This is a genomic window from Pseudomonas sp. CFBP 13719, from assembly GCF_014842095.1.
Classification (GTDB): Bacteria; Pseudomonadota; Gammaproteobacteria; order Pseudomonadales; family Pseudomonadaceae; genus Aquipseudomonas.
In genome coordinates this window covers 134,071-152,815 of record NZ_JACYVB010000011.1, presented here as the reverse complement: position 1 = coordinate 152,815, position 18,745 = coordinate 134,071, and the positions used below count along the sequence as shown (strand labels likewise).

Below are 18,745 nucleotides of genomic sequence, written 5' to 3'. Positions count from 1 at the left end.
ACGGAGAAGCTCCATGCGTACCCCGCTGATTGCCGCTACCCTCGGCCTGTTCTTGCTGGCCGATGTGGCACAGGCCCAAACTGTCGTGGCCACCAGTAATATCATCGTCCGTGCATTTGGCCGGTCGATCGATTTCACTTCCGACACCACGACCTCGATCCGCGACGCCAAGGTGGTCCTGGAAGCGCGGGACGACGCGGCCAGCTATGTGGCCAGCCAGGGCAACATCCGTGGCGCGCAACTGGAAGCCGCCTTCAATGCGCTGCGTGAGCGTGTTCCACAGGCGCGGGCCGCCAGTGACCAGGACCTCGCCGAAGCCATTCTCGCACTGTGAGGCGATTGGCCCGCTGGCTGCTGGCGGCAGGTCTTCTGCTGACGGCGGCGCAGGCTGCTGCCGGCTTGCAGCTGGTGCTGGACCGCAGCGGGCTGGATGCTCGGCAGGCCGATGCCAGCCAAACACTGCTCGACGATGCAATGGCCGCCCTGCCACCACAGTTCGTCGAGCAGTTGGACCGGCGTATCGACGTCAGCTGGTCGTCGCGCATGCCCGACAATGCCTATGGCCAGGCATCTCTGGTATCCAGTCTGGAATTGAACCTCAATCAATTGCACGGGTTGGCCGATGGCTCTTCCGCTCAGCGGCAGACCAATCGCCCCCATGGCACTGTGCGCGAAGAGCTGCTGGCCACCGTGCTGCACGAGCTCACGCATATCTATGATCGGGCGCGCCTGTGGACGCCTGCGGACCGGGCGCTGATCAACCGCTGCAGCCGTCAGAATGCCAGCCTGGGCAAGGTTGGCTTGCCCAATGAGTGCCGTGGCCAGGGTATGCGGCGTTTTACCCTGAGCGACGACCCACGCCTGCTGGACCTCGCCGGCTGGCAGCAATATGTCGGACGCCGAGGTGAGCGCGAAGAGCAGAACCGTCAGATCGTACGCAGTCCCGACATTTACGAAGTCAGCAGTCCGAAGGAATTCGTCGCGGTCAACATGGAGTACTTTCTCCTCGACCCGGCCTATGCCTGCCGTCGGCCGGCGTTGTTCGAGTACTTCAAGGCGCGTTTCGGCTGGGCGCCCGCGCGCCAGCAACGCTGCGCCGAAGGCCTGCCTTACCTGAATGCCGGCAGTGACTTCGCCAAGACGCCCCTGGGCAAGATCGATCCGCAACGTGTCTACGCAGTGGACTACCTGCTTGCCGAAGCCAATCAGAACCTCGCCAGCCGCTGGGGGCACAGCATGCTGCGCCTGGTCATCTGTGCGCCGGGACGTCCGCGGGGGCCGGACTGCCGGCTGGATCTGGAGCAGCACCTGGTGCTGTCGTATCGGGCATTCGTCAATGACGTGCAGCTGTCCACCTGGGGCGGTCTGATGGGGCAATATCCGTCGCGACTGTTCGTGTTGCCGCTGTCCCAGGTGATCGACGAGTACACCAAGACCGAGTTGCGCAGCCTGGCTTCGGTGCCGCTCAAGCTGGACCGCGGCGAGATCGAGTCGCTGGTGCGCCATGCCGCGGAAATGCATTGGAGCTACGACGGCAGCTATTACTTCCTGTCCAACAATTGTGCAGTGGAAAACCTCAAGCTGCTGCGCAGCGGTACCCATGACCCAAGGCTTCAGGGTATCGACAGTATCTTGCCCAACGGCTTGCTCGAGGTGCTGGAAGGGCGCGGGCTGGCCGATGGCAGTGTGCTCGACGATCCGCGTGAAGCGTTGCGGCTGGGGTATCGGTTCGATTCTTATCGCGATCGTTACCAGGCCATGTTCGAGGTGCTGCGCAAGCACCTGCCCATCCCCCAGCAAACCGTCGAGGATTGGTTGGCGCAGGACGCCCAGCAGCGACGGCCGTGGTTTGCCCAGGCCGACCTGCGCACCAGTGCTGCGCTGTTGCTGCTGGAGCAGGCCAGTTACCGGCGCCAGTTGCTGTTGGCGCAGGATGAGGTCAAGCAACGCTATCTGGGTGCCCGCGAGTTGGGGGATGGCAGCGTGGCCAATGCCAACCAGATGCTGCAGGAAATCCTGGCCAACAGTGGTTTTCTCAGCCGGCCGGCGGAGCTGCTCGACAACGGTGGCTACGGGTTGCCGCAGACGGCGGAGTGGCAGCGGCTGGAATCGGAAAGCAGTCAGCGTCAGCAACGGTTGCAGCGTCTGAGTACCGATCTGGACAAGGAGGTGAGGGCGCTGCTGACCCCTGAGCGGGCTGCGGAGATTGCGGCCAGTGAGGCGAATCTGAAACAGGTGGGGGAACACCTGCGCCAGCTGCACAAGGCGGCGGGTGGGTTGGTGTTGCCTTGAGATTGAGGGGGCGCCATTCGCGGGCAGAGCCCGCTCCCACAGGGGACGGCGTCGTCTTGGGCAGCAGGGCACGAGCATTCGCGGGCAGAGCCCGCTCCCACAAGGACAATTGTATCGTTTTGAATGGCGAAAGGTTGTTGAAAGCTTGCCGACATAGGATCGACTCACCCCCGGCGTAAGACCGGCCGGCCAGATGGCAGCACTCAGGTGCGCTTTCGGCCTCTTGAACAACAACAATGGTGAAACCGATGTCCTTGATGATCCCTACCCGCAGTACCTCCCTTCCCATACTCCCGGCTCTTGCCATTCCTCGCTGAACCTCTCGTTCTTCGTCCTTAGCCGCGCTGTGCCTGGAGTATTCCCATGCTGACATTCCTTGGCTTTGCCATGGTCATCACGTTCATGTTCCTGATCATGACCAAGCGCCTTTCTGCGCTGATCGCCTTGATCATCGTGCCTATCCTGTTCGCGCTGTTCGGTGGTTTCGCACCGGAAATCGGCCCGATGATGCTTGCGGGCATCACCAAGCTTGCGCCGACCGGCGTTATGCTGATGTTCGCCATCCTGTATTTCGCCCTGATGATCGATTCGGGGTTGTTCGACCCGGCAGTGCGCAAGATCCTCAAGCTGGTCAAGGGCGACCCGCTGAAAGTCTCGGTCGGCACGGCCGTACTGGCGCTGATCGTCTCGCTGGACGGTGACGGTGCGACCACCTACATGATCTGCGTTGCCGCCATGCTGCCGCTGTACCAGCGCATTGGCATGAGCCCAAGGATCATGGCCGGTCTGATCATTCTGGCAGGCGGGGTCATGAACATGACGCCCTGGGGTGGTCCGACCGCGCGCGCTGCCAGTGCCCTGCATGTCGACCCTTCGGACATCTTCGTGCCGATGATCCCGGCCATGGCGGTCGGTGTCGTCGCCATCCTGGTGATTGCCTACATGTACGGCAAGCGCGAGCGCGTTCGTCTGGGCGAGCTGCACCTGCCAGGCGACGAGATCGACCATAGCGAAATCAGCGTGTCGCAGTTCCCCGACGCGCGCCGGCCCAAGCTGATCTGGTTCAACGGCGGCTTGACCCTGCTGCTGATGATCACTCTGATCATGGGCCTGCTGCCTCTGCCGGTGCTGTTCATGGTCGCGTTCAGTATTGCCATGATCGTCAACTACCCGTGCCTGGAAGCACAGAAGGAACGTGTCGCGGCCCACGCCGGCAGCGTTCTGGCCGTGGTCGGATTGATCTTCGCCGCCGGTATCTTCACCGGCATCCTGACCGGCACCGGCATGGTCGATGCCATGTCCAAGAGCCTGCTGGCAGTGATTCCGGATGCCATGGGCCCGTACCTGGCCGTGATAACGGCGCTGGTCAGCATGCCGTTCACCTTCTTCATGTCCAACGATGCCTTCTACTACGGCGTATTGCCGGTATTGGCCGAAGCCGCAGCGCACTACGGCATCTCGCCGGTGGAAATGGCCCGTGCCTCGATCGTCGGACAACCCGTACACCTGCTGAGCCCACTGGTACCCTCTACCTACCTGCTGGTTGCCCTGGCCGGTATCGAGTTCGGTGATCACCAGCGCTTCACCCTCAAGTGGGCAGTACTGGTTTGCCTGTGCATAATGTTCGCCGCGCTGGCAATGGGGATCTTTCCTCTGTTCAGCAGTCTATAAATTCTATTCGCGAGCCAGGCCGGACGCCGTCGCGCCGCTACCCCATGGTAGCGGCGCTTTAGCATCCGGCCTTGCGCCGCCCTGACATTCAACACGAAGGACTTCACATGGAATGGTTCACCAACCCGGAAATCTGGGTTGCTTTCTTGACCCTGACGGCACTTGAAATCGTACTGGGCATCGACAACATCATCATGATCTCGATCCTGGTGAGCCGCATGCCCAAGCACATGCAGGCACGCACACGGATTTTCGGCCTGGCACTGGCCATGGTCACGCGCATTCTGCTGCTGCTTTCGATCACCTGGGTCATGCGTCTGACCGCCGACCTGTTCGTGGTGTTCGGCCAGGGTATCTCCGGGCGTGACCTGATTCTGTTCTTCGGTGGTCTGTTCCTGTTGTGGAAAAGCTCGCAAGAGATCTACCACGGCATGGAAGGCGAGGAAGAGGGCGGTGACGAGGTTGCAGGCAAGGGTGGCAACTTCATCTACACCATTATCCAGATCGCCATCATCGACATCGTGTTCTCGCTGGACTCGGTCATCACTGCAGTGGGCATGGTGTCCCACGTACCGGTCATGGTCGCTGCCATCGTCGTTGCGGTATTGGTGATGATGGTCGCTTCGGGCACCATCAGTCGCTTCATTGACCAGCATCCATCGCTGAAGATGCTGGCGCTGTCATTCCTGTTGGTGGTGGGTACCGTACTGATCGCCGAAGCGTTCGACGTGCATGTACCCAAGGGCTACGTGTATTTCGCCATGGCTTTCTCGTTGGCTGTGGAAGCCGTGAACATCAAGATGCGTACCGCCATGGCCCGCAAACGTCGCGAGTCCCAGGAAGAGTCCTGAGCCCTTAAAGCCGCGCGCTGCCTAGACAGCGCGCGGCAGTGGCCAGCAATGTGCTATGAACGACTGACCGGCCAGGGAGTCTGTTCCATTGACTTGGTCAATTTCGATGGAAGGGATTCATGCACGAGCGGGTGAAAAGCGCTCCCGGCACGCAGCATCGCCTGCTGTGCCTGTGGCTCCTGGCGGCGACGCTGTTGTGCGCCGGCCGTGAAGCCGTGGCGCTGGACCGCTTCCAGGTCGAAGGGTATCTGTTGCCCAACGGCCTGCAGCTGCTTCTCAAGCCTGGCGACGAGCGCGCCCACGTGTCGATTCGACTGGTCGTAGGCGTCGGTTTCGACGACTTTTCCTGCACCGATCAGGAATTGCCTCACCTGCTCGAGCATCTTCTGTTCAGCGGTATCGACGAGCACGGCGAAGGCGGCCTCGAAGAACGCATGCAGGCGCTGGGCGGCGAATGGAATGCGTTCACCAGCAGTGCCGACACCACCTTCGTGATCGAGGCGCCAGCACGCAACCAGCGCAAGGTGCTTGACCTGCTGCTGGCTGCCGTCACCCAGACCACCATCGACGAAAAAGCCCTGGCCAGCGCCAAGCGCATCATCGAGCACGAAGATGGCGGCCATCATTCCCACCTGCAGCGCTTGCTCGACAAGCCCGCTCGGGACAGCGATGCCAGCAGTCAGTTGGCCATCGAGTTGGGCCTCAAGTGTCCGCAACCTGCCGAAGTCGCCGACCTGACTCTCGCCCAGGTGCGTGATGTCCGGCAAAACTGGTATGCACCGAACAACATGAGCCTGATCGTGGTAGGAGGCTTGGATAAGCTGCTGCCGGCCTATCTGGAGCGTACCTGGGGTGCGCTGGATGCGGTGGAACCCAGCGAACATCAGGACCTTCGTTCGGTGACCCATGTGGCCGAGCCGCAGGCCGACCTGATTCAGGGGTGGCTGGGCGACGATGCCAAGCTTCATCTGTACTTCCTCGAACCGGTGCTTGAAACCGCCCACCCGGCTACCCTGGACCTGCTGCAGGCCTATCTGGAATGGGAGCTTTACCGCGAACTGCGGCTGGCCCACGGCCTTTCGTATGGTCCTTGGGTGGCTCGCGAGTCGTACGGCGACAGCGGCCTGATGAGCCTGAACGCCGAGGTGGATCAGGCCGATATAGGTCAGACCGGCCTGGTCATGGGGCAGATGATCGCGCGCTTGCGCGACGAGGGTGTGGATGCGACGACCTTCAATCGTCTGAAGAATCTTGCGATCGCCCGGCAAGCCTGGGCGGCGCAGGGCAACGTGGCGCTGGCCGACTACTATTGGGGAGCGCTGGCCGACTATACCGACGGCCGCTTCGCCAGCCCGGCGCGCCAGTTGGGGCAGGTCACCGTGGAGGACGCCAACACTGCCTTGCGTCAAATGTTGGGGACACCGGGGTATGTCCGTGTCGAAAAACCCCTGCTCAGTTATGACGAGCTTTATCGGATCGCCTGGGCAGTGTTGATCTGCCTGGCGGTATTGCTGGTGGGTCTGATCGTCTGGCGGCGTGCCAAACGACGCTGACGCCTGCCGAGCCGGTATCCTGAGCACCGTTTCATCGCCTTTTTCGTGTGGAAGACCATGCCGTACATCGTTCAGCGCCTCATCGAGCTCATCAAACGCTACCCTGGGGTGATCGCACTGGGCGGTTTCCTGTCCGGGATCGGCAGCTTCGTGCTGGTCGATCGACAGGCGGGCCTGGCCAGCTGGATCGCGGTGGTGATGCTGCTGACCTGGATCTGGTTGATGCTGGAGAACACCTTCACCCAGTTGTTCACGCGCCTGTTCAAGCGTGAGATACCCACGCCGGTGCTGCGCTACGCGACCCAGATGATTCACCAGGAAAGCCTGTTCTTTGTCCTGCCTTTCTTCTATGTCACTACCACCTGGAACAGCGGCCAGCTGGTGTTTACCGGGCTGCTGACCCTGGCCGGGCTGGTGTCGATCATCGACCCGCTGTACTACAAGTGGGTAGCGCCCCGGCGCTGGCTGTTCATGGCGCTGCACACCTTCACGCTGTTCGCGGCGTTGCTCACGGCACTGCCGATCATCCTGCACCTGACCACGGATGAAAGTTTCAAGCTGGCGCTGGCCATCGCCATGCTGCTGGCCTTTCCGAGCCTTGCCGTCAGTTTCCCGATCAACCATTGGCGTCGAGGCGTGGCGCTGCTGTTGGCGACCTTGATGATCGGCGGCGCTGGATGGCTGCTGCGTTCCTGGGTGCCGCCTGCCACGCTATGGCTGACCGAGGTGGCGGTGACCACCGAGCTGGACAACCGCAGCCGTACCCATGGCGACAGCCTGGATACGGTCAGCGCGGCGCAATTGCGCAGCAGCGGGCTCTACGCCTACACCGCCATCAATGCTCCACGAGGCCTGGACGAGCGTATCTATCATGTGTGGCAGCAGAACGGCACCGAGGTCGATCGCATCGCCCTGGACATCCACGGCGGGCGCAAGGAGGGCTATCGCGCCTGGAGCCACAAGCAGAATTTCCCCGGCAACGTCGCGGGGAAATGGCAGGTGCGGGTGTTGACCGAGGACGGTCAGATCGTCGGCGTGCTGCGCTTCACGGTGACCGACGACGCAGCTCAGGCCGCCGTGGCCCCGAAGAACCAGTAGCAGACCACGATGGCTGCGATGACCCCGGCCAGATCCGCCAGCAGCGCGCAGCCCACGGCATGGCGCGCACGCTGGATGCCCACGGCGCCGAAGTACACGGCCAGTACGTAGAAAGTCGTCTCGGTACTGCCCTGGATGGTCGCTGCGACCAACGCCGCAAAGCTGTCCACGCCATGGGACTGCATGGTTTCGATCAGCATCGCGCGCGCAGCACTGCCGGAAAACGGCTTGACCAGCGCGGTCGGCAGGGCGTCGACGAAACGGGTGTCCATGCCCAGCCACTCGACCAGGTGACGAATGCCATCCAGACCCAGCTCCAGGGCGCCCGAGGCGCGCAGCACGCCCACTGCGCAGAGCATGGCGACCAGATACGGCAGCAGGCTCTTGGCAACGTCGAACCCTTCCTTCGCCCCCTCGACGAAGGCCTCGTAGACCTGCACCTTGCGCAGCGCGCCGATGACCAGGAACAGGATGATCAGGCCAAACAGCGTGAGGTTGCCGAGAATCGATGACAGGCCTGCCAGGGCCGTTGCCGAGAGGGTGCCCAGAAACGCCATGAACAGACCGAGCAGCAGCGTACCGGGGATCAGGTAGGCCAGAACGACCGGATCCCATAGGCGCAGGCGCTGCATCACGGCCACCGCGAGCAGGCCCACGAGCGTACCGGCAGAAGTGGCCAGCAGGATCGGCAAAAAGACCAGCGTCGGGTCGACAGCACCCTGCTGAGCGCGGTACATGAAGATCGACACCGGCAGCAGGGTCAGCGACGAGGCGTTGAGTACCAGAAACAGGATCTGCGCGTTGCTGGCAGTGGTAGCGCTGGGGTTGAGCTCCTGCAACGAGCGCATGGCCTTGAGGCCGATCGGGGTCGCGGCGTTGTCCAGGCCCAGGCCGTTGGCAGCGAAGTTCATGGTGATCAGGCCCAGTGCCGGGTGGCCGCGTGGCACCTCGGGCATCAGTCGGCTGAACAGCGGCCCCAGGACCTTGGCCAGCCAATCGACGATACCGGCCTTCTCGGCGATCTTCAGGAAGCCCAGCCACAGGGTGAGGGTGCCGAACAGCAGGACCATTACTTCTACCGACAGCTTGGCCATGGCGAACAGGCTTTCGACCATGGCCGCGAAGATACCGGCGTTGCCCCCTACCAGCCATTGGCCGAAGGCCGATATCGCGGCAATCAGAAAGAAGCTGAGCCACAGGCCGTTCAGCATGGGTATTCCCTCGTTCGAAGATGCGCGGATGATAGCCCAAAGCGAAATTGGATTCTGCCCCGCAGGGTAGCGTGGTGTGTCAGGGTTTTCGCGTGAGGCCGGACGCGGCTTGCACCGCTGCTACAGGGTACGAGCCGCGTCGCCGGGTAGGCTGCGGATGCAGGTGTCATCGCAGCGCGCCGTTCGCGGGCAGAGCCCGCTCCCACAGAGCCGCGTCAGGGGGCGACGCGGTCCTTGTTGCGCCAGTGCGGCAGAGAATTCCAGTAGCGCTCGCCCTTGGCATCGTCGTACATGCCTTCCCAGCGCGAGATCACCAGCACGGCCAGGGCATTGCCGATGACGTTGAGCGCGGTACGGGCCATGTCCATGATGCGGTCGACACCTGCGATGAAGGCCAGGCCTTCGAGGGGAATACCGACACTGCCCAGAGTGGCCAGCAAGACCACGAACGACACGCCAGGCACGCCTGCGATGCCCTTGGAAGTGACCATCAGGGTCAGCACCAGCATCAGTTGTTGCCCGATCGACAGGTCGATGCCATACAGCTGGGCAATGAACAGCGCCGCGATGCTTTGATAGAGGGTCGAGCCGTCGAGGTTGAACGAGTAGCCGGTAGGCACCACGAAGCTGCTGATGGCCTTCGGGGCGCCGTAGGCTTCCATCTTCTCGATCACGCGCGGCAGGACGGTTTCCGAACTGGCCGTGGAGTACGCCAGCACCAGCTCATCCTTGAAGATACGGAACAGCTTGAAGACCGAGAAGCCGAACAAGCGTGCGATCACGCCCAGCACGACGATGGCGAAGAACAGGATCGCCGCATACACCAGCACCACCAGTTTGGCCAAGGGCAGCAGCGAAGCGAAGCCGAAGTTGGCCACCGTCACGGCAATCAGCGCGAAGACGCCGATCGGGGCGTAGTTCATGATCATGTGAGTGACCTTGAACATGCTTTCCGATACGCCCTGGAAAACCTTGACCAGAGGCTCACGCGTTTCGCCCGGCAGACTCGATAGGCCCAAGCCGAACAGTACCGAGAAGAAGATGATCGGCAGCATGTCGCCACGAACGATCGACGCAAAGATGTTTGACGGAATCAGGTTGAGCAGGGTGGCGACGAACGCATGGTCATGCTGCACCTCAGCCGTGGTTTTCTGATACTGCGAGATATCCACGGTGCCCAAGGTACTCATGTCGATACCCAGTCCGGGCTGGAACAGGTTGGCAAGGCCCAGGCCAACCAGAATGGCAATGGTGGTCACCACCTCGAAATAGAGGATGGTCTTCACGCCGATACGGCCGAGCTTCTTCGCGTCGCCCACGCCAGCGATGCCAACGATCAGCGAAGAGATCACGATGGGGATCACGATCATTTTGATCAAGCGGATGAAGATGTCGCCTGCGGGCTGCAGGATGTTGCTGATCCACCAGGCCTTCTCGGCACTGAAGTGGTTGAGCACTGCACCCAGTGCGATGCCCAGTACCAGGCCGATGAGTATTTGCCAGGCGAGGCTCAGTTTTGCCTTCTTCATGTCGTTACCCTTTTTCCAAGTCAACTCGTGATGGCTGTTCGCAAGTCGAACGGTCATCCGTAGAGGTTTCTTCACGCCGTGGCGAAACGCTTTGGCGAACGAAAAAAGGCGCAACTATTCCGATGCGCTGCAGCAGCGTCTAATGCCGGAAACGACTACCCCATGCAGGATCGGCATAACGCAATTGAATGATTTTCTATCTTTGATATGTGCGTTCGGATAGGCGACTAGCCATGCCAAGGGAATTGGCAGGTTTGCCGAGAGGGGGGTGCTAAAAAACCAACGACGTTCGCGAAACCGAACGTAGGGAATTTTCTGCAGGAAAAACATGAAACAAGATGGAAGGCAGCTCGACGCTGCTGAGATAGGCTCCGTGCAAGCCGCAGTACGTAATGATCGTACACGGCTTGCACAGCAGCTGTTGCCTGACCCGGCCCGGTTCGGAGGTCCTCCCTGTACCCCTAGGTCACTCCGAACCGACTGCATTCAGAACAACCCGACCCCATGGTCATGGCCGACACCTTCTGAGTGCCGACCATTCAGGCCAGGATGACCCGGCCCAATCTTCAGATCAGTGACACGTTGCCGTGGTGGTGCAAACCGCTACGGCATGGCAGGAAGTCAGTACCAGTTGGGGTCTTTCTTCAACTGCTCCATCAACATCTGCTGCATACCCTCGTCGGGCTTGCCGAGAAAGCGATAAGTCGCGTGGCGCGTAGGCGACTTGTCGGCAGGCAAGCCAGCGGGAACCTGGACATACAATGCGTAGGCATCGTCTTTGTCCATGCTGAAAGCCACGAGCAGTCGCCCGCTCTTGCAGCTCTCTGCGGTTTCACATAACGGCCCTACCAAATAGTTGTCGCCATCCTCGGGAACCGCAGACATCTGTTCTGGCGAAGTGCCTGACAGATTGATGATCCAGTCCGGAACACGTTCCTCGGACTTGATCACCGACTGCCAGGTATCACGGTACTTTGTACTCGAACTCAATAGCTCGCTGACGCGAGCCTGACCGTCATTGGCGGCCATCGCCATGCTGCTGCCGACCAGCGACAGCGCCAGGGCTACACCCTTGAGGGTCATGCTGGTCATGGTCAGCCTCGACCGCGACGGCCGAAGATGAACGAGACGACGAACAGCACCAGGAAGACTACGAACAGGATCTTGGCGATGCCTGCTGCGGTGCCGGCGATACCACCGAAGCCCAGGACGGCGGCGATGATGGCGATGATCAGGAATGTGACTGCCCAACTCAGCATGGTGTATCTCCTTTACGATTTGTCGTGTTTTATCGGTTGATCAGATGCGTTGCCAGTACCTCAGAACACCCAACTGCGAATGTGTTCAACCGGTTCGTTCGTTTGTACGCGTTCGATGTTTCCGGATTGCTGCTTCCCAACCCAGTGCGCACTGGCTGGATTGAGGTGAGCAGTGTCGACCAGACGCACTTGCGGTGGGAGAAGAAGCCCCTGCTGCTGGGCGGATGCCCAGCTCGCATACAGCTGCACCGCCAGCAGGGTCACCAGCGCCGCCAGAACCAGAAACAATGCCTGACGCATCGTTTGGGACAGAGCGGACGCTTGAGCTGCTTGAGGACGGTTCATCCGGAGACTCCTTGCACTGGGGTAGCGACTGAATACGTGTTCTTGAAACAAGTATTGCAGCCTGCATGCCAACCTTGGACTCCTAATAAAACCCTTTATAATCAATAGCTTGATAGATAATCTGTTCTATGCGGAATAGCAACCTGCACGATAGCCGGTGTAGGCTCGGGCGATTTGCACGATCACAGGATCGGTTTGGAGACTTTCAACAGATCGGCATCCACACCACGGACACCGCGGATGTTGCGCGCCACCTCTACAGCCAGGGTTTTCTGTTCGGAACTGGCTACATCACCCTTGAGTGTGACCATGCCCGTGCGTGTTTCGACGTCGATGCTCAACCCATCCAGATCGCGATTGAGCAGCAAGCTCGCCTTGATCTTGCTGGTCACCCACGTATCGCTCAAGGCTTCTTCGGTCTTCTTGGCCTTGGTTTCGGCCCGCGTCGTCGCCGTATCCGCTGCACCCAGGCTGATCAGGTTGTTCACCTGATAGACGCCGTCGGTATTGGTTGCCAAGGTTCCGGCCAGTTGCTTGGCGTCGGCCGTCTGGGCCTGGCCCTTGAGTGTCACGACACCGTCGTTGCTGGTGACCACGATGTCCAATGCCTGGGTACTGGTGTTCCACAGCAACTTGGACTTGATGATTGCCGTCAGGGTAGCGTCTTCCAGATGCTGGGCGAACTGCTGGCGCTGGTTGACGTGCTCGACCAGTTCCGGATTCAGGCTCAAGCGGTTATCGACCTTGTCGATGCCTTGGGTATTGAGGGCTACCTGCTCGGCAAGCTCGCGATCGACTTGGTCTTCAACGACGCCGGTCAAGGTGGCGGTGCCCTCGTTGACCTGCACGCCGAACTCGAAGCCATTGAGCTGTCGATTCAAGGCCAGGGCTGTCCAGATCGAGCCCTCCTGGCGCGCTGCCTGCAGCTTGCCCTCGAGACTGGATGGTTCATGAGCAGGCTGCTCGGGATTGGCGGGGGTCGCCGCTGAGGCCAGTGTCGACAGACCGAACAGACCGGCCATGACGCTTGCCAATGTGAGTCGCTTGATACCACGCATTCGTACTCTCCTCCCATTCAAGACAATCGGTTGATATCGCAAGGCATATGCCAAACTTTTTACCTATTGAAAGCTCAGATATTTCATACAGTTAGAAATGTAATCAGCTAATAGCTACCATGCAGCCTGCCGAATCAATCAGAATTGACCATGCAACCTGCCCGATTTTTCCGGGACTAACCAAGAATTTTCTCTGAGGAGCGTAGGAACATGGAATCTGGCACGGAGCATAAAGGCCGCATTCTGCTGGTCGACGATGAGTCCGCCATCCTGCGTACCTTCCGCTATTGCCTGGAAGACGAAGGCTACAGCGTGGCCACAGCCAACAGTGCGAATCAGGCAGACACTTTGATGCAGCGCCAGGTGTTCGACCTGTGCTTCCTCGATCTGCGCCTGGGCGAAGACAACGGCTTGGACGTACTGGCACAGATGCGTGTGCAGGCGCCATGGATGCGTGTCGTGATCGTCACCGCGCATTCGGCGGTGGATACCGCCGTCGATGCGATCCAAGCTGGCGCCGCCGACTATCTGGTCAAGCCTTGCAGCCCCGATCAGTTGCGCCTGGCAACCGCCAAGCAATTGGAAGTACGTCAGTTGTCGGCCCGGCTCGAAGCGCTCGAGGGCGAGGTGCGCAAACCCAAGGACGGTCTGGATTCCCACAGCCCGGCCATGATGGTCGTGCTGGAAACCGCGCGCCAGGTGGCGGTAACCGATGCCAACATCCTCATCCTCGGCGAATCGGGTACCGGCAAGGGCGAGCTGGCACGGGCCATTCATGGCTGGAGCAAGCGGGCCAAGAAAAGCTGCGTGACCATCAACTGTCCGTCGCTGACTGCCGAGCTGATGGAAAGCGAACTCTTCGGCCATAGCCGCGGCGCGTTCACCGGTGCCAGTGAAAGCACCTTGGGCCGCGTCAACCAAGCCGACGGCGGCACCCTGTTTCTTGACGAGATCGGCGATTTTCCCCTGACCTTGCAGCCAAAGTTGCTGCGTTTCATCCAGGACAAGGAATACGAACGGGTAGGTGACCCAGTGACGCGTCGCGCCGATGTGCGCATCCTGGCGGCGACCAACCTCAACCTTGAGGACATGGTCCGCGAGGGCCGTTTTCGCGAGGATCTGCTGTACCGCCTGAACGTGATCACCCTGCACCTGCCACCACTTCGCGAACGCAGCGAGGATATCCTGACCCTGGCCGATCGTTTCCTGGCGCGCTTCGTCAAGGAGTACGCGCGGCCTGCAAGAGGCTTCAGCGAAGAGGCACGGGCGGCTCTGCTCAACTACCGCTGGCCGGGGAATATCCGCGAGCTGCGCAACGTGATCGAACGGGCCAGCATCATCTGCCCTCAGGAGCGCGTCGAGGTCAGCCATCTGGGCATGGCCGAGCAGCCCGCCAACAATGCACCGCGCATTGGTGCGGCGCTAAGCCTGGACGAACTGGAAAAGGCCCACATCGGCGCCGTGCTGGCCACCAGTGACACCTTGGATCAGGCTGCCAAAACCTTGGGTATCGACGCCTCGACGCTCTACCGCAAACGCAAACAGTACAACCTATGAAGCTGGCCATGAAGCTGCACACCCGGCTGTTTCTCAGCATCTCAGCGCTGATTACCGTCGCGTTGCTGGGGCTGGTGCTGGGTCTGGTCAGCGTGATGCAGATGGCTGCTTCGCAGGAAAGCATGCTGCGCAGCCACTTCACCACACTGGACCTGGGACTCAAGATGCGCCAGAGCCTGGGCGATCAATTGGTCATGATGCTGGAGCCCGATCCGGACGCCGCGGGCATCGGCCAGGCACAGGAGCAATTCAAGGCGCTGCTCGATGAAGGCATCGCCCATGAGCAAAGCCACAATGCTCACTACGGATTTCTCCAGTCCGCCGAAAACTTCCAGGCCTTTGTGGAGCAATACCGGGCCACGGCCACGCAACACCTGCCGTTGAGCCATAACCCGCCGCTGAGCCAGGCATTCAATACGCTGCGCACGGGCCTGATCGATTCGTACAAGAACACACTGCAAAGTATCGCCGCGCTGGAGCACGAGTCCCACCAACGGGCGATGTGGGTATCGGGTTTGCTCGGCCTGGTGGGCCTGGCGGTGTTGATTGTCGGCTTTTTTACCGCACACGGTATCGCGCGCCGCTTCGGTGGGCCCATCGAGGCCTTGGCCAAGGCCGCGGACGACATCAGTCAAGGCAATTTCGATGTGCAGCTGCCGGTTTCACCGGCAGCAGAACTGAATCGGCTGGCCAGCCGCTTCGCCACCATGGCCCACGCGCTGCGTCAGCATCAGGCCACCAATGTCGATGAGCTTCGCGCCGGGCAGCAGCGTCTGCAAGCGGTGCTGGACAGCATCGACGACGGCCTGCTGATGATCGATCGACAAGGCCAGCTGGAGCATTTGAACCCGGTAGCGCAGCGTCAGTTGGGCTGGGAAGACCACCGCCTGGGCCTGGGTCTGGGCGAAGCGCTTGGCAGGCCTGATCTGGACGAGCAGCTGAACCTGATCCTGCGCGGTGGCAGCCTGGAGCGCGCGCTGGACGACCTGAGCTTCGAAGTCGATGGTGAAGCGCGTCTGCTGTCGTACAGCCTGACGCCGGTGACCCATACCCAAGGCAACATCCTCGGGGCGGTCATGGTGCTGCATGATGTAACCGAGCAGCGTGCGTTCGAACGCGTGCGCAGCGAATTCGTCCTGCGGGCCTCCCATGAGCTGCGCACGCCGGTGACGGGCATGCACATGGCCTTTGGGCTGCTGCAGGAGCGTGTGCATTTCCCCGAGCAGAGTCGCGAGGCAGATCTGCTCATGACAGTGAACGAAGAGATGCAGCGCTTGATGCAGCTGATCAACGACCTGCTCAACTTCTCGCGTTACCAGAATGGCCTGCAGAAACTGGTGTTGGCGCCTTGCGCCCTGGATGACCTGTTGCAGCGCGCCTACGAGCGCTTCGCCAGTCGGGCCCATGAACTGGGCATCCAGCTCACCGTCGAGTTGGCCGAAGGGCTGCCACGCCTACACGTGGACGCGGCGCAGCTGGACCGGGTTCTGGACAACTTGCTGGAAAACGCCCTGCGGCATACAGCGGAAAATGGCCATATTCGCTTGCAGGCACGTCGCCATGCCGAGCGAGTGATCATCAGCGTCGAGGACAACGGCGAGGGCATCGCCTACGGCCAGCAGGGGCGGATTTTCGAGCCTTTCGTACAAGTGGGTCGCAAGAAGGGCGGCGCCGGACTGGGCCTGGCCCTGTGCAAGGAGATCGTGCAGTTGCACGGTGGGCGCATGGGCGTCTACTCAAGACCCGGCCAAGGCACGCAGTTCTACATGACCCTGTCGATCTAACGCAATGGCCTGGGTGCCATGCGCATTCAGGCTTCGTCGCCGGCGCGCCGACCAGCGCGGCGCCGGCCCTTGGTGATCAGCTCCTTGAACTGGCGCGCGTTCAGCGCCTGGGCGAACAACCAACCCTGACCGTAGTCGACGCCCTCGCTCTCGAGCAGCAGCGCCTGTGCCTCGTGCTCGATGCCTTCGGCGATCACCCGCAGATCCAGGGCGTGGGCCATGCGAATGATGTGCGGCGCCACGCCACTGCTCTCTGCGTCATCGCCCAGGGCGTCGATGAACGCCTTGTCGATCTTGAGGCAGTCCACGGGCAGGCTCTGCAAGTACGCCAGGCTGCAGTAACCGGTGCCGAAATCATCGATCAATACCGTATGGCCCACATCGCGAAGGGCTTGAAGGTTTTCCCGCGCCACGTCGACGTCGATCAGTGAACGCTCGGTGACCTCGAAGGCGATCTGCTCGGGCGCGACGCGATAGATGGAGAGCAGCCGGGCCACCACCTCGCCGATGCGCGGCACGGTGACATCGCACGCCGCCAGATTCACTGAAATATACAAGTGCGGGTTGGCTCGCAACAGGTGGCTGAGCTGCTCGAGCGACTGCTGCAGGACGAAGTCGGTGATCTGGCGAATCTGGCCGCTGTGTTCCGCCAGCGGAATGAACAGTTCCGGGCTGGTGAGCGTACCGTCGGGGCGACGCCAGCGCACCAACGCCTCGGCGCCGACGCAGCGACGGTTGCTCAGGTCGAAGATCGGCTGGTAGAGCACCTGCAGTTCGCCGCGACGCAACGCGCCGTGCAGCTCGCCGCCCATCGAGCGGCGCTGGGTGATCAGTTGCAGGACCAGCCAGCCGATGCACAGTGCGACCACCAGGCTGACGGGAAACAGCAGCCACAGTGGGGTATTGAATATCGGCAGCTCTTTGCTGCGCGGAGCGATCAGCACCAACTGGAAGTCCGGGGACTTGGTCGACATGCGGTAGATCAACCGGTCCGAAGTGACCTGCAGGGCATCGACCGCATCGGCACGCCAGCCCGACGCCGGCGGCCATGGCTGCTCGGAGCCCAGCACCGGGATCGCCCGGCGTCCCTGGTCGAGCACCACCAGCAGGCTGCCTCCGGCGGGCAGATCGACCACGTCGCTCAGATGCCCCCGCGAGGTGGAAACCCGGAACGGCCCGCGACCGAGCATCAGGGCGGCCCAGTTGTCATTGCGCTGAGTGGTGGTGTTGAGCCAGTAACTGTAAGTGGAACCCTGGATGTCCGGCGGTCGACCCAGGCTGGCGACGTCCTTGCCACGACGGTTGGAGCAGCGCTGAGCGCCGTCGATGAACGCGGCTTCGAAGACGAAGCGGTTGTCGAAGCCGATCTTTTCCAGTGCATCCATCATCTGCGGGCCGCAGTGGCGTACAGGTTGAGCCTGCAGCGCATCGACCCCCTCGCGCAGTTGACCGAACACCTGCTCCAGGCGGACCAGGAAGCGTTCGCCGCTGGCATTCATCTGCTGCCGTTCGTTGAGCTGAACCTGGTGCATGATCAACGCGAAACTGGCCGCGAACAGCAGCAGCGCGCTGGCCAGGGCGGCAAGCGTTGCCAGCGCCCAAGGGCGGTACAGAAGACTGCGGAGCTGCGGGAAAACGGCGGCCATCGAGGATCATCCAGTCGGGGGCATCAATGTATAGCAACCAGATGGCGATTGGCCCGCGCTTTCGAGCATATCGACGTGAAATCGGTTGTTACCTGCTGATGAGCGCCTGCAGGATCGCGGCGCTTTGCGCGTCGGGTTCGCCGTCGAAGCGTTGCGGACGGAAGTGCATCTGGAAGGCTGCGATCACGTGTCGGGTGGCGACGTCCAGCTCCCCGCTCTGGACCACCTCGTAACCCACTCGGGCCAACTGCTGCTGATACCACGCGATGCTCGGCGGGCTGGCCTGGAAGCGCGCCTGGTAGCGTGCCACAGCCTTCGCATCGGGCCACATGCCCAGGCCGTGTTCGGCCAGGCGTTGCCAGGGAAACATCGGCCCCGGATCGGTCTTGCGCAAGGGCGCGATGTCGCTGTGGCCAATGATGTTGCGCGGGGCGATGCCGTTGCGCTGGACGATATCCTTGAGCAGCGCGATCACTGCCTGGATCTGCGCTTCGCTGTAGGGGTACCAGACCCGGCCGTTAGGGGTGTCCTTGTAGCCGGGGTTGACGATTTCGATACCGATGGAACTGGAGTTGAGCCAGGTGCGGCCGTCCCATTGGCTTTCGCCGGCATGCCAGGCACGGCGGCTCTCGTCCACCAACTGGTAGACGGTGGCCGGCTGGTCGCCGATCAGGTAGTGGCTGCTGACTTCACCATGAGTGAGCAACTGCAGCGAACGCGGCAAATCGGCCGAGGTGTAGTGCAGCACCACGAACTGCACGCGGTTGTCGTGGTTCGCGGACGGGTGACTGCGATCAATGCTCAAGCCATTGGAGCAACCGGCCAGCACCAGCAGGGAGAGGGCGACGAGGAGCAACTTCATAGGGAGATCACATGCAGGTTTCGGGAAAA

At 61.4% G+C, this 18,745-nt stretch carries 16 protein-coding genes; 8 read left to right on the top strand and 8 right to left on the bottom strand.

What is annotated here, in order from left to right; all coding sequences use genetic code 11:
* The first annotated feature begins 13 nt into the window (after positions 1–13).
* The 6 genes from IFT57_RS24755 to IFT57_RS24730 all read left to right on the top strand — a co-directional run bounded on the left by IFT57_RS24755 (position 14) and on the right by IFT57_RS24730 (position 7,465).
* A complete protein-coding gene (locus IFT57_RS24755) occupies positions 14–334 on the top strand; it encodes a DUF2388 domain-containing protein (protein WP_122714879.1) in 321 nt (106 codons plus the stop codon).
* Entirely contained in the window at positions 331–2,292 is a 1,962-nt protein-coding gene (locus IFT57_RS24750; protein ID WP_192152999.1) for a DUF7844 domain-containing protein, read from the top strand. Before IFT57_RS24755 ends, IFT57_RS24750 begins: the two co-directional genes overlap by 4 nt.
* A gap of 363 nt (positions 2,293–2,655) precedes the next feature.
* Positions 2,656–3,963: a CitMHS family transporter gene (locus IFT57_RS24745; protein WP_122480113.1), complete on the top strand. Its 1,308-nt coding sequence runs from the start codon at positions 2,656–2,658 to the stop codon at positions 3,961–3,963.
* 107 nt (positions 3,964–4,070) lie between these two features.
* The gene (locus IFT57_RS24740) at positions 4,071–4,814 is read left to right on the top strand and encodes a TerC family protein (RefSeq protein ID WP_122480112.1); all 744 of its coding nucleotides are present in this window, start codon (positions 4,071–4,073) and stop codon (positions 4,812–4,814) included.
* Between the two features lie 119 nt (positions 4,815–4,933).
* Entirely contained in the window at positions 4,934–6,367 is a 1,434-nt protein-coding gene (locus IFT57_RS24735) for a M16 family metallopeptidase (protein WP_192152998.1), read from the top strand.
* Positions 6,368–6,424: 57 nt separating this feature from the next.
* The gene (locus IFT57_RS24730; RefSeq protein ID WP_122714875.1) at positions 6,425–7,465 is read left to right on the top strand and encodes a DUF5924 family protein; all 1,041 of its coding nucleotides are present in this window, start codon (positions 6,425–6,427) and stop codon (positions 7,463–7,465) included.
* Here the strand turns inward: IFT57_RS24730 and IFT57_RS24725 are convergent.
* The 6 genes from IFT57_RS24725 to IFT57_RS24700 all read right to left on the bottom strand — a co-directional run bounded on the left by IFT57_RS24725 (position 7,435) and on the right by IFT57_RS24700 (position 12,867).
* Positions 7,435–8,676, bottom strand: coding sequence for a nucleoside recognition domain-containing protein (locus IFT57_RS24725; RefSeq protein ID WP_122714874.1), 1,242 nt, complete (start codon positions 8,674–8,676; stop codon positions 7,435–7,437). The genes IFT57_RS24730 and IFT57_RS24725 overlap by 31 nt on opposite strands.
* Positions 8,677–8,891: 215 nt before the next feature.
* Positions 8,892–10,205: a glutamate/aspartate:proton symporter GltP gene (gene gltP, locus IFT57_RS24720; protein WP_122714873.1), complete on the bottom strand. Its 1,314-nt coding sequence runs from the start codon at positions 10,203–10,205 to the stop codon at positions 8,892–8,894.
* Between the two features lie 621 nt (positions 10,206–10,826).
* The gene (locus IFT57_RS24715) at positions 10,827–11,297 is read right to left on the bottom strand and encodes an inhibitor of vertebrate lysozyme family protein (RefSeq protein ID WP_192152997.1); all 471 of its coding nucleotides are present in this window, start codon (positions 11,295–11,297) and stop codon (positions 10,827–10,829) included.
* 2 nt (positions 11,298–11,299) lie between these two features.
* Entirely contained in the window at positions 11,300–11,464 is a 165-nt protein-coding gene (locus tag IFT57_RS24710; RefSeq protein WP_043191899.1) for a DUF1328 domain-containing protein, read from the bottom strand.
* A gap of 60 nt (positions 11,465–11,524) precedes the next feature.
* Positions 11,525–11,809, bottom strand: coding sequence for a hypothetical protein (locus tag IFT57_RS24705; RefSeq protein WP_122714871.1), 285 nt, complete (start codon positions 11,807–11,809; stop codon positions 11,525–11,527).
* 182 nt (positions 11,810–11,991) lie between these two features.
* Positions 11,992–12,867 carry a BON domain-containing protein gene (locus tag IFT57_RS24700; protein WP_192152996.1) on the bottom strand — a complete coding sequence of 292 codons (876 nt, stop codon included), beginning with the start codon at positions 12,865–12,867 and terminating at the stop codon, positions 11,992–11,994.
* A 210-nt stretch (positions 12,868–13,077) separates the two neighbouring features.
* Between IFT57_RS24700 and algB the strand changes: the two genes are divergently transcribed.
* Together algB and IFT57_RS24690 are read left to right on the top strand one after the other, a co-directional pair.
* Positions 13,078–14,424 carry a sigma-54-dependent response regulator transcription factor AlgB gene (gene algB, locus IFT57_RS24695; protein ID WP_049860524.1) on the top strand — a complete coding sequence of 449 codons (1,347 nt, stop codon included), beginning with the start codon at positions 13,078–13,080 and terminating at the stop codon, positions 14,422–14,424.
* On the top strand, positions 14,421–16,208 hold the full coding sequence (locus IFT57_RS24690) for a KinB sensor domain-containing domain (RefSeq protein WP_192152995.1): 1,788 nt from the start codon (positions 14,421–14,423) through the stop codon (positions 16,206–16,208). Before algB ends, IFT57_RS24690 begins: the two co-directional genes overlap by 4 nt.
* Positions 16,209–16,234: 26 nt before the next feature.
* Here the strand turns inward: IFT57_RS24690 and IFT57_RS24685 are convergent, their stop codons facing one another.
* Both IFT57_RS24685 and IFT57_RS24680 read right to left on the bottom strand, forming a co-directional pair.
* Complete coding sequence (locus IFT57_RS24685; protein ID WP_192152994.1) at positions 16,235–17,854, bottom strand: EAL domain-containing protein; 1,620 nt, start codon at positions 17,852–17,854, stop codon at positions 16,235–16,237.
* 88 nt (positions 17,855–17,942) lie between these two features.
* The gene (locus IFT57_RS24680; RefSeq protein WP_122480102.1) at positions 17,943–18,716 is read right to left on the bottom strand and encodes an N-acetylmuramoyl-L-alanine amidase; all 774 of its coding nucleotides are present in this window, start codon (positions 18,714–18,716) and stop codon (positions 17,943–17,945) included.
* Positions 18,717–18,745 lie beyond the last annotated feature (29 nt).